General features: G+C 40.3%; 9 protein-coding genes and 3 pseudogenes. 5 read left to right on the top strand and 7 right to left on the bottom strand.

The annotated features are described in order from the left end of the window. The first annotated feature begins 127 nt into the window (after nt 1-127). Together N5J47_RS06740 and N5J47_RS06735 are read left to right on the top strand one after the other, a co-directional pair. Complete coding sequence (locus tag N5J47_RS06740) at nt 128-2575, top strand: TonB-dependent receptor (RefSeq protein ID WP_279960685.1); 2448 nt, start codon at nt 128-130, stop codon at nt 2573-2575. Between the two features lie 284 nt (nt 2576-2859). Then, nucleotides 2860-3963, top strand: a complete 1104-nt coding sequence (locus N5J47_RS06735) for a catalase family protein (RefSeq protein ID WP_279960692.1) — start codon at nt 2860-2862, stop codon at nt 3961-3963. 89 nt (nt 3964-4052) lie between these two features. Here N5J47_RS06735 and N5J47_RS06730 read toward each other — a convergent pair whose 3' ends face one another. The 6 genes from N5J47_RS06730 to N5J47_RS06705 all read right to left on the bottom strand — a co-directional run bounded on the left by N5J47_RS06730 (nt 4053) and on the right by N5J47_RS06705 (nt 9255). After that, on the bottom strand, nt 4053-5432 hold the full coding sequence (locus N5J47_RS06730; protein WP_279960684.1) for an ATP-binding protein: 1380 nt from the start codon (nt 5430-5432) through the stop codon (nt 4053-4055). Then, nucleotides 5432-6112, bottom strand: a complete 681-nt coding sequence (locus N5J47_RS06725) for a response regulator (protein ID WP_279960683.1) — start codon at nt 6110-6112, stop codon at nt 5432-5434. The genes N5J47_RS06730 and N5J47_RS06725 overlap by 1 nt, the downstream gene beginning before the upstream one ends. Further along, the gene (locus tag N5J47_RS06720; protein ID WP_279960682.1) at nt 6097-6999 is read right to left on the bottom strand and encodes an FAD:protein FMN transferase; all 903 of its coding nucleotides are present in this window, start codon (nt 6997-6999) and stop codon (nt 6097-6099) included. The genes N5J47_RS06725 and N5J47_RS06720 overlap by 16 nt, the downstream gene beginning before the upstream one ends. An 84-nt stretch (nt 7000-7083) precedes the next feature. Next, a complete protein-coding gene (locus N5J47_RS06715) occupies nt 7084-8463 on the bottom strand; it encodes a DUF3570 domain-containing protein (protein WP_279960681.1) in 1380 nt (459 codons plus the stop codon). Beyond that, the gene (locus N5J47_RS06710; RefSeq protein WP_279960680.1) at nt 8454-8633 is read right to left on the bottom strand and encodes a DUF4266 domain-containing protein; all 180 of its coding nucleotides are present in this window, start codon (nt 8631-8633) and stop codon (nt 8454-8456) included. The genes N5J47_RS06715 and N5J47_RS06710 overlap by 10 nt, the downstream gene beginning before the upstream one ends. 88 nt (nt 8634-8721) lie before the next feature. Next, nucleotides 8722-9255 carry a TlpA disulfide reductase family protein gene (locus N5J47_RS06705; RefSeq protein ID WP_279960679.1) on the bottom strand — a complete coding sequence of 178 codons (534 nt, stop codon included), beginning with the start codon at nt 9253-9255 and terminating at the stop codon, nt 8722-8724. Between the two features lie 183 nt (nt 9256-9438). On the opposite strand from N5J47_RS06705, the gene dsbD reads away from it, so the two are divergent. Further along, nucleotides 9439-11346, top strand: a complete 1908-nt coding sequence (gene dsbD, locus N5J47_RS06700) for a protein-disulfide reductase DsbD (RefSeq protein WP_279960678.1) — start codon at nt 9439-9441, stop codon at nt 11344-11346. A gap of 64 nt (nt 11347-11410) precedes the next feature. Here dsbD and N5J47_RS06695 read toward each other — a convergent pair. Then, nucleotides 11411-11578, bottom strand: a pseudogene (locus N5J47_RS06695) (potassium-transporting ATPase subunit KdpA); the annotation flags it as partial. Here N5J47_RS06695 and N5J47_RS06690 point away from each other — a divergent pair. Together N5J47_RS06690 and N5J47_RS06685 are read left to right on the top strand one after the other, a co-directional pair. Then, a pseudogene (locus N5J47_RS06690) lies at nt 11523-11849 on the top strand (chromate resistance protein ChrB domain-containing protein); the annotation flags it as partial. The pseudogenes N5J47_RS06695 and N5J47_RS06690 overlap by 56 nt on opposite strands. Beyond that, nucleotides 11819-12307, top strand: a pseudogene (locus tag N5J47_RS06685) (chromate transporter); the annotation flags it as partial. The pseudogenes N5J47_RS06690 and N5J47_RS06685, both read left to right, overlap by 31 nt. Nucleotides 12308-12313: the final 6 nt, after the last annotated feature.

Genomic DNA, 12313 nt, shown 5'->3' with positions numbered 1-12313 from the left:
CAGTGCTGGTATTGTGTAATCATTTATATAACCCTGTCTTATTGATCTAATGAAAGAGGTCGTTTATCCTATTAAAAAATAGGACTATTTTAGCCTTAAAACAAATAGAATATATTCAGGGAAAGATATGCACAGCTATCTATTGCTTAAAAATACAATATTAAAAGCATCGAAACCTTTCATACTCAGCAGTTTGACTTTATCAATAGCAGCGATTTCACAGGGTGGCTATGCAAGGAATCAGGCACAGGAAACAGCTTCAGGGTTATCAGCAGAGATCGCATCAAAATCAGCTCAATCCACTGATGATAAAGCTATTCTACAGCTTGATAGTATTGTAGTCACAGCACGCCGCCGTGCCGAAGAAGCACAAAAAGTACCCACTCCCATTACCGTGATTCAAGGCAAACAGCTTGAAGAAGCTAAACTGTATCAAATACAGGACTTACAGCAGCAATTACCTAATTTTACCTCACAGTTTATCCACGCCCGACAATCCAGTGTGGCGATTCGGGGGATCGGAAATAATACCGCTAACGATGGCTTGGAAAGCAGTGTTGGCATCTATCTGGACAATGTTTATCTAGGGCTACCAGGACAAGCTGTCTTTGATCTACTGGATATTGAACAAATTGATTTGTTGCGTGGCCCACAAGGAACATTATTTGGTAAAAACACCACTGCTGGCGTATTAAATATTAGCTCCAGACCACCTGTATTTCATCAGGAAAGAAGTGTGGAAGTTTCAATGGGTGAACGTGGCTATCATCAACTTAAAGGGATGTTCAACCAGCCTTTGTCGGACGATGTTGCCGTACGTGTTTCAGCATATGGTACGCATGATGATGGCTGGGTCAAAAATACCTACACAGGTGAAGATTTAAATGAAATCAACCGCTATGGGGTACGTGGACAAGTATTGTATCAACCAGATGATCAACTGAGTTTACGTGTGATTGCCGAGCATAATCAGGAAGATTCAAGCACGGGTTCTCTTATTCCCTACAGTTTCGGGCCGTGGAATCCGTCTGGGAATGTTGCCAGTTATTTACCTTTAGGTGTAGCAGGATCAAATGCAACAACTTATGCAGACAGAGTTACACTATTGGGAGCGAACAATATCAAACGCAGCCCTTATGATTATGCAGTAGATTTAGATGCAGAGCAGCAATCAAAAATTAAACAAAATGCGGTATCTACTGAATTAAACTGGTTATTTGATAATGGCTTTAAGCTCACCTCCATCACAGCATGGCGTGACTGGAAATTTAAACCCAAAAATGATCTGGATTTCACACGTCTGGATGGAATTACAGGTGGCTTTAATGTCGATCAGAACCAGTTTTCACAGGAAGTCCGTCTTGCCTCTCCACTGAACCAAACATTCGATTATGTACTCGGCGCTTTTTACTATTATCAAAATATTGACAGTCATAATTCGTATCAAACAGGCATAAATGCGCTTGCTGCCACGACAGCTTTTCCCAATAATGCTTATCTTTCAGGTCTAGGCCAGTCCACAACAGACAGTTATGCCCTCTTTGGACAATCAACATGGCATGTACTCCCCAAATTTGATGTAACCACAGGGATTCGTTTAACCTCGGAAAGAAAATCAGGACAAATTCAACAAACTGATATTCAGCCTACCATTTATACCGCTTTTAGTCCTTTATTTAGAGCTTATGATTCAGGGCATCTTTCTAGAACAGACCAGAGTGTGGCAGGTTTACTCACCGCAAGTTATCAGTTCAAGCCTGATATTTTAGGGTTTATCACCCTATCCACAGGTGAAAAGTCAGGAGGATATAATCTTAACAGTGTGGCAACGCCAGCAGCAGCTTTGGGCAATACTGTACTCAATATTGATCCTGAAAAAGCCAGAAATCTAGAAATTGGCCTAAAAAGCACATGGCTGGATCAACGCTTGTTGTTCAATATCAATGGCTTTTTAACCAAAATTAAGGATTATCAGGCAGTCACCACCATTGCAATTGAAAATCAATATCTCAACCTATTGACCAATGTCGGTGATTTGACCAGCAAAGGCATTGAGCTAGATGTAAAGGCGCAGTTAAATCGTCAGTTTTCAGTGAATTTTAATGCTGCCTACACTGATGCAACTTTTGATTCTGGTACAGCACCCACACCATTTGAAATCTTCAATGGCACTGGCGGAACGGCTGACAGTGGTTATGGCAAAGGTTATCGTGATATTTCAGGCAATCAGGTGAATGGCGCACCACGCTGGACCACCAATCTTTCACTGCAACATCAACATGATGTATTTGCACATGCGGAACACTATAGTTTGATTAATTATGGTTGGCGTTCAGAGACTTATGCCGATGCCAATAACTCAATGTATTCAAAAATACCGAGCTATGGTGTATTGAACCTGATCACTGGCGTACGTCTACCCTACGGTCAGAATGAAATTGATTTCTCTATCTGGGCAAAGAATGTGTTAGATAAACACTACTTTTTAGGATTGGTCAATTCAGGTAATGGTGGATATACTGCTTCTGCCGCACAACCACGCACCATTGGCGCGAGTGTTAAATATCGTTTTTAAACCATAGTGTTTGAGTTTATGAAATATTTGAAAAGAGTTTATAGAATTTGAAATATAGTACGCTCGCTACCTTTTGCAACTTTAATACCTGTATAATACAGCTATAATTTATTTGCTGCCTCGGTAATAAACAACTTGTGTTGTTAGCACCATCATTAGTTCTGTGTTTTCCAGAACTGTCGTACCGCCTGTTACTTCTCAAAAAACGCCATTTCTACTAAATAAATTAAGACATGATACTAATTTCAGGCAAGGATAATGAAATGAAAAAAATACTTCAACAGATGCTAATGATCAGTATATGTACAGTTGCACATGCCGCCCCAGCGAACCCTACATCGAGCTCATCCAGAGGCATGGCTTATTCCACTGTAGATACACATCTGGGAGAAGCTCTTTATCCTGATGAGGAAGCCATTACTGTAAAAATTGCCGACTTGGTTGAAACATCAATTCGTAGGCAATATCAATCTGGCATGACCCTGCGCGATGCCCATCCCAAAGCGCATGGTTGCGTCAAGGCAGAATTCAAAATAAATGATGAGCTTCCTCAAAAACTTGCCCAAGGCATTTTTGTTCAAGGGAAAACCTATCCCGCATGGATTCGCTTTTCAAATGCATCCAGCGATGCAACTCAGGCAGATAGTAAAAAAGATGCCAGAGGCATGGCAATCAAAGTTCTGGGGATATCAGGACCAAAACTTCTAGATAATGAACATTCCACTCAAGACTTTATTTTAATTAATCACCCAGTTTTTTTTGTGAATAGCCCTGTTCGGTATATGTCTTTCATAAAAGACATGAACAGTGATAGCTTTGTTAAAAAACTTCATATTCCCTTTTCATTAGGGGCCAAAGGAACATGGATTGCCTTAAATTCCAGAAGCAAGATTGCCAACCCTTTACATGCCCGATATTGGTCTATGGTTCCCTACCAGTTAGGACTAGGCCCAGACCGACAGGCAGTTAAATACTCTGTTCAGCCATGTTCCTCTTATAAAAAAGAAGCTGTTCCAGTTTCTCCCACGCATGACTTTCTAAGGGAGTCACTTCAAAATAGTTTACAGAAGAATGATGCCTGCATGGAATTTTTAATTCAGCCTCGAACATCAAATACCATGTCGGTTGAGGATTCCATGACCGAATGGAAAGAAAACAAGGCACCTTTTTACAAGGTTGCCACCATTCGGATTCCTCAACAGTTTTTTGATACCCCAGACCAGAACAGGTTTTGTGAAAATCTTTCTTTTTCACCGTGGCATTCGATTCCTGAACATAAGCCACTTGGTGCAGTAAATAGAATGCGAAAATTCATCTACGAGCGCATTAGCAAGGTCAGACATGAAATGAATGACACTCCAAGAATAGAGCCAAATATTAAAGATTAAAAGCAGCTCAGGACGACATTCAATCCAACAAACCCAACAGTCCTGATCCAGTATCAATACGTCTTAGATTGAATGCAGATGCTTATAAATCATTGGCTTTGCCAAACCAAACGTACCATCAAACCCCGTTCTTCATGATTTTTCAGAGTCAGTTTCATACCATGCAAATGTGCAATCTCAGAAACAATGGCCAATCCCAGTCCTGAAGCACCGACATCACTGCCGCCACCCTGACTAAAACGCCCTGTCACCTCACCTAAAAATTGAGGATTGATTCCGACTCCAGAATCAATAACCTCAAAAATAACCTGCTGATTTTTTTTAAACAGCCTAATATTAATATGGCTATCATCTGGAGAATGTCTTAGCGCATTGTCAAAAAGATTTCGTAGCAGTGAAAGTAACAATGCTGAATCACCATTTACACCAATTTCTGCAACCTCTAAGTCAAATTCAATATTCCGTTTAAATGCCAATGGCATTAACTGTGCAATGGTTTCCCTGATTAAGGCAGAAAAAATGACTGATGATGATTTTATAAACATTTGCCCCGCTTCTAAGCGGGCAAGTAATAGCATTTGCTCAACCACCTGCTGATTGCGATCCACACTGGCCAATAGTCGCTCCAAAATCATTTGGCGTGATTCTGGTTGAAGCAATGCCTGTTCAACCTGTAGCTTAATCACCGTGAGTGGTGTTCTTAATTCATGGGCAGCATCGGCAAGAAAACGTTTCTCACGTTCCAATGAGGAATCGACTCGCTGAAATAGATCATTTAACTCAGTAATGACAGGTTTTAATTCATCTGGCGAGTTGGGTAACTCCAAAGCACTTAAATCATTAAAATCACGTTGAGAAATTTTTTCTCCCAGTTCCACTAACGGCGCAAATGCTTTTTTAAGCTGAATTTTTAACAATCCAATCGCACAAAACAATGCAATGATCAGCGCAAGCAATAAACTGGCCTCAACATTTCTAGAGAGTTCCTGACGAATGTCCGACCGTTCTGCAACAGTTAACCATTTTTTCTTGTTTGGCAACCAGACGGTATAAACCATCCAGTTGTAATCATCCCCATCGAACCTTACCAAACCCTCCTTTAACGGTGCCAATGCATGATTAGGGGCACTGGCAGAACGCAAGATCAAATCGCCTTCACGAGTCCATACCTGAATTGCGATTTTTTTCTCGTAGGCATGTCCATTAAAGCGCTGATCTGTCCGATCAATATGTTCAAGCAAGGTTTCATCAAGGCTATTTTGCAAATCAGCCCAATTTTGTTTGGTATGTTCTGAATCAATTAAGCCTTTTATAATTCGTGTATTATCAATTAAAGTTGCGTCAAACAGCTCACCCACTTCATGCTTAATAGCCAGATAGCCGAGAATGCTACTCACAATCAACGCAATTATAAGGGCGGTTAAACTGGTCTTGACAACCTGCTTTTTTATAGACAAAACTGCTGACATTAGGCTTCTACTTGAACTAAATAACCAACGCCACGTATGGTTCTAATGAACTGAGGAAATATTTTTTTGCGTAAATGATGAATATGCACTTCAAGCGCATTACTTTCCAATTCATCTTTATCCAATAAAGTGCTTTCAAGTCGATCCCGTGTAATCACTTGTCCAATATTTTCCATAAGCAGTTTTAGCAGGCGATATTCCTGACGTGATAAATTCACCACCTGATTTAAATAAGAGACCTGATGTGAGTTAGGATCAAGACATACTTCACCCACTTTAATTTTAGATTGTGCTCTCCCACTACGTCTTCTAATCAGTACGCGTACTCTTGCCAGTAATTCAGACAAATCAAAAGGTTTTAAAACATAATCATCTGCACCAAGATCGAGACCAAAAACTCGGTCTTGAATCATGTCCCGTGCCGATAAAATCAGAACAGGCAAGTCTTGTTGCATTTCCCGTAATTGGGCAAGTAACTCAAAACCTGAAATTTTAGGTAAACCAATATCCAAAATCATCAAGTCATAGCTTGACGTTTGCAAGCAACTCATAACCCGTTCAGCATTCTTATGCCAATTTACCTCTGCACCTTGAGCTTGCAAGATTTCAGATAAAGACTCACCTAGCATAAGATCATCTTCAACTAAAAAAATACGTTGTCCACTTAGTCGATAATCCATGCTTGTCCCTCTGATTGTTCTGCTAAGAACCGTTTTGCACCTGCACCTTCTAACATTGCTAAGGTCGCTAACATGCCAGCTTGAATACAGGTTTGAGCATAAACGGTAATTGAACGCGGTGCATCTTTTACAGAGGCCCCTGTTAATGGATTTAAAATATGGCTATAACGAACACCATCTTTAAACAGATACCTTTTACTATCGCCACTGGTCGCCATAGCTCCTGTATTTAAATCAAAATAGGCTTGAGCTTGATTGTTTGGTTCAGGTGTTTCTAAACCGATTCGCCATGCCAAACCTGATTTTCTTGGTCCTTTAGCTCTGAGATCTCCACCAAAATTGACCAAATAAGCTTGCTGACTTAATTGCTCAATGATTTCGGCACAACGATCAACTGCGTATTCTTTACCAATTCCACCAAAATCGAGCGACATTCCTTGAGGTAAGTAAATTTTTTTCTGAGATTGATTCCATTTTACTTTGTCCCAACCAATATGAGGCAAAAGCTGATTGATTTGCTCAATAGTTGGAACTTGCTCTGAACCATCAAAATGCCAAATTTTTCCAAGTACACCAGAGGTAATATCAAATTTTTTTTCGGACAATTGATGTAAAATTTCAGAAAAATCAAATAATTTTGCTGTTTCTTCATCCACATCAAACCAACAGTCTGTATTGCGATGCAGAGCAGATAAAAAACTATCATCCCGATAACGGCTATATTTTTGTTCAATGCGTAAACATTCTGCATAAACAGCTTGTGCAATATGTGCTGCACTCGTCCAATCAGTATGATCTAATAACACTTGGCAAGGGCTTGCCATCGCAGTAAAGCGAATTTGATGAAGCGCATCATTTTCTTGTATTAATTCTAATCTATGAGACATCATACTCAGGCTTAGTTTAAATCAGGATAAATTATGAAACCTACCACTCGAAAGTAATAGGTTTTAACAGCTTAGGTTAAATTATTACCATTTAAAACTATAACCAAGTTGAACAAACGTTGCCGATAAATCTGGTTGCAAAATTTGTCCTGCTAAATTCCCACCAATCGGTTTTAGATCTTTGGCTTTCTGATCATATTGTTCGACGCGGAAACTCAGCTCACGGTCATTTGCAAGATTCATCCCAAACTTAACGCCGTAGGTCGTTGCATCAAACGCACCCAAGCGACTATCCGCCGATGCATATTGTACGGTTGGAACAGGTTCACCTTGAGCATCCAGTTCAATACCGTCCCCCACTTTTAAGTAGCTATGATAGAAATCAGCAGCTGTTTGAGTATAGTAACGAACATGGGGTTCTACAAAATATTTCTCATTAACTGCATAACGATATTTTGCATCAAATGTGTGTGATTTAACGCCCCAGTCATCTGTGGTAAAACGATAGGAGACATCGGCAACATCACCACGATCAAACCCATATTTGTATTCACCAAAGAAGCTATGACGTGTTCTTTTATCTGGACGATTCTCAAATAGGTAAAAATTACTGCCCGCTGCAAAGTCCTGATCAGCAATTAAATTGCCATTGGCATCGACTAGCGTCAAAACTTTATATGGGTCATTTTGATAACCATTACTCATCGATAATGAATAATTGAGTTGTACCAATGAGTGACGGTCAATCACTTGCGTCAGACCGAGCAAAACATCAGAAACATTTTTGCTCTTTGTACCTTGTTGTTTCTGCCCGTCCAATTGTGGAGTTAGAGGTACTGGCGCACCACCAACGGCATCGATACTGTCATACTCAAATGCGCCACCCAATGACACAGTGGTATTCTTGTCATTAAAGTCTTTCGCAATACTCGCATTTGCTCCGATTGATCTGAAATCATACTCATTTGAGACATTTCCACCTACATTTAGCTTCATATCTGGTGCAATCGGTTGTTGCCAATTTGCGGATGCTGCAACACGTGTATCATGGAATTCATCATCTAATGGTAATTGGTTTGCTGGCGTTGGTTTCGCAGCATTACCTGATGGTCCTGTAAAAGTTTGTGGAACATTGGCTGATGTCGCGCCATTGGGTGAAGCACCTGTGAGTGAATCAACAACAACTTTTCCAGATAAAATATGTTGATCACCAAAGTCTTTTTCAAAACGCAGACTAGGTTCGATTGCTTGAACACGACTATCCGCCTCTTTATACATCAGCACCGCAGTATCGACTTTCCAACCTGGCTCTACGATTTTAGATAAACTAAAAGGTGAAGTTGTGCTTTCTTTACTAGATGTCGCTGTCGTTTCAGCATGTGCAACGTGACTACTTAATAAAACTGTTGAAGCCTGAGTCAAAGCAAGCGCAATGTGGCGTGCTGATTTTTTTGTTAATTGCATCCGCAACCTCCACCACCAAAACCACGACCGCCACTGGCTGCTTCTTTACTAAAATAAATATGTTCATCATAAGCTGCATCTAATGGTGCAGCATCTAATTGCATTGCTGGACGAGCCAAAATATCACGCTCCCAGGGCTTAACCCCTAAAGCTTGCATCTTCGTTGGCATATGACTACATGCTGATAACAACAGACTCGGCAGTAAGATGCCTAGACTGGTTAATATCTTTAGACTAAGTTTCAAATTTCACCTCTGATTAAGGATTTTTATTGGAAAGTAAACGCACAATCTCAGCCTCATACTCGGCTTCTTTGGCCTTGAAGAAACCTTGATGTTTTGCTGCTGGCTGACCATCGCGCCCAAGAATAAATGTGGAAGGCATTCCTGGTACCTTAAATTGGCTGGCTAACTTTCCTTGTTGGTCTGATCTAATTTCAAAATTAGGCTGATATTGCTGAATAAACTTGAGCGCTAATGCAGGATCTTTGTCTACATTGATTCCTACGAAAATCAATCCATCCTTTCCGTACTTGGCTTGCATTTGTTTCATCCAAGGAAAAGATTCTCGACAAGGGCCACACCAACTGGCCCAGAAGTCAATCACAACCACTTTCCCTGCATATTTCGACCAATTAATATCGCTCGCTGGCAACATTTTATTGTTCGCAGAAACTGCTGACGGTTCTGCTGCCTGAATTGTGCTGACGCTTAAAGCACCAGCGCAACCCAGTAATGCTAAAACTGCAATTCGCCATTTTATTTTTGCTAACGTTTGTTTTTCCCAAGCCATCGACTGACTCCACATTTTCCTCAGCTCATAGACTAATGAAATGCAATCGGTCAAACATTAACACTTGCTTAAGACAATCCAGCAATGGCTTAAGCAAGTGTTAAGGCAAGTTGTGATTAACTTCAGTACGCTTCATCCATCAAAAAATGTACGTCCGTATAAATGAAATTAGGGGATGTCTGGATGAGAACGTTCTTCAATCCGATTCAAGATGTTTATAGATCTACACTGCATATTTTTATTGTTTTAATTTTAGGTTTTTTATCACTGCAAATCGTGAATGCTGCTGCACCTGATTTCTCGAAAGTTGTGGATACAACTCAAGATAGCTTCTTGCCTGTCGAACAGGCATTTTCATTAAAAGTACAACCAGATCAAAATCAAGCTGCATTAAATTTGAAATGGACAATTGCGCCCAATTACAGTTTGTATCGAGATCGAATTCATGTAGAAGTCTTCACACCAAAAGATGTGACGATAGGTACAAGCGAGTTTGCTGGTCATATGGCGTGGAAACAAGATCCTAATTTTGGACGTGTTGCTGTATTTCATGATGCTGCAACAATGAAAGTTGGCATCACCCATTTAGGTAATAGCCAACCAGAAACAGTTCAAATCAAATTGCGTTACCAAGGTTGTGCTGATAGTGGCTTATGCTTTCCACCTGTAGATGAAGTGCTAACCATTCATCCCAAAGGATTAAAATTGGTTTCTGCAACTAGTATTAAAAAGCCCAACACCACACTAGAAACCATAAGTCATGTAAAAAATAAAGATGAAAATTACGATCTGAATAACGCCTCTAGTCTTGCTGCATTTTTAAATCATGCGAGTGTGCCACTCATTTTATTAACACTTTTAGTCTTAGGTGCAGGTCTTGCATTTACACCTTGTGTATTTCCCATGATGCCGATTCTTTCAGGTTTGATTGCGGGTGAAAAAAGTGAGCGATTGACAGGATGGAGAGGTTTTAAACTGTCCCTTGCTTATGTACTGGGCATGGCGGTGTGTTATGCCATCATGGGAACGCTCATGGGGTATTTCGGTGCGAAAGCAAATCTTCAACTATGGCTACAATCACCAGCGGTACTTATCAGCTTTGCTATTTTGTTTATTGTTTTAGCTTTCGGCATGTTTGGTGTGTACACCCTACAACTCCCGCATTTTGTTCAAAACAAATTAGATCGATTCTCTCAACGACAAAAAGGCGGGCGCATTGGTTCGGTTGCACTGATGGGCGCACTTTCAGCACTTGTTGTTTCACCCTGTGTTTCTGCACCTTTAGCGGGTGTATTGGTCTATATCAGTGCCACAGGTGATGCCTTACTTGGTGGAATGGCATTATTTAGTCTAGGACTAGGTATGGGGATTCCATTGATTATCCTAGGTACGACAAGTGCTAAATTATTGCCACGCTCTGGAAGCTGGATGGAGCAAATCAAGAGTATTTTTGGTGTTGGATTAATCGCTGTCGCAATTTGGTTACTATCTCGCGTTTGGACTGGAAGTGTTACACTATGGATGTGGGGCACCTTACTTGGGGGCTATGGAGTTTGGTTAGGCGCTTTTGAACAAGCAAAAAACCATAAAGATCGTCTAGTCAAAGCATTTGGGCTTGGACTTAGCGTATTGGCGCTATTTTTATGGATCGGAGCTGCAACAGGCCAAGATGATCCATTACACCCACTTGCAGCTTTAAGCCATACGGCAGTATCACCTGATACCACTAAACCTGCGAATGTAGTCTTTGAAACAGTGAGCCAACCAAAAGCTTTACAAGCCTTACTAGATCAAGCCAAACAAAATAGACAGACCGTTGTGATCGATGTATCTGCCGATTGGTGTGCTGCTTGCCAAGTTATGGAACGTTCAACGTTTCGTGATAGCCGTGTGATTGAAGCATTTTCGAAATACAAAAGGATACGTTTTGATATGAGTGAAAGTAGCCAAGTACAAAAAGAATGGCTACAAGCCATGCATTTGTATGGCCCACCTGCACTCATTTTTATCGACAATAATGGCAATGAATTAAAAAGTTTACGCGTTCAAGGGGAAATAGAAGCTGATAAACTGATTGCACATCTTAAATAAATCATCCAAATCTAGGCATCTTGAATATAATTTATTCTAGATGCCTTTGCATTTCCAATGCCTAACTATAATGCTGCTGATGGGTATTAGTTAGAAATGAAATCGTCGTGTGTATTGCTAAATCCAAATTCATATTTGGAATACGATTACGATCTGGATTCAACGGTAATCAAGACTTTATAGATACCTCACCAACATTCATTTGGTTAGAAACGCCAAGTAACTGCCCCAAAGATGCATTTGGATTCGATTTTGATGGAGCAACGTTCAGCCACATTAATCACTGGGTGACTTTCGAAGTTCTTTTACATAGTTTTAATTTAGAAACACCTGCATTAAAGAGAATCACTGAAATTGTTCATTACCTTGATGTAGGAGGGATTGAGCCTCCCGAAGCAATCGGTATTGAAAAAGTTATTCAAGGTATTCGAAGTCAGATAAATGATGATGATCAACTATTTGCATTATCGAATCACATTTTCGATGGCTTATATGCCAACTGATTGATAGCTTAGCGCTCGGAGAAAGTACCCCTGGCCCCCTAATTATGGTGGTTGCCTTTGTAGGATTTCTAGGTGGCTTCAATCATGCATTATTAGGAAGTGACCATTTATTTTTAGCTGGTGCTTTAGGTGCCGTCATTGTTACCTGGTTTACATTCCTGTTTTCTTTCATTTTTATTCTTGCTGGCGCCCCAGTGATTGAATCAACTCACAATCAGTTAAAATTTACTGCACCATTAACAGCAATCACTGCTGCTGTAGTGGGTGTAATTTTAAATCTGGCACTTTTCTTTAGCTATCACGTTTTATGGCCGAATGGATTCAATCATCCCTTTAACTATGAAGCTGCATCCATTGCAATTGGAGCATTTGTTGCCTTATTCCATTTTGAAGTTAAAGTCATGTATGTGATTTTTGCTTCTGCATTCTGTGGCTTGATTTTATATATAGGTGCATGAGCTCAG

Source organism: Acinetobacter sp. GD03645 (genome assembly GCF_029845285.1).
GTDB classification, from domain to species: Bacteria; Pseudomonadota; Gammaproteobacteria; order Pseudomonadales; family Moraxellaceae; genus Acinetobacter; species Acinetobacter corruptisaponis.
This window is presented reverse-complemented; position numbering and strand designations above follow the sequence as displayed.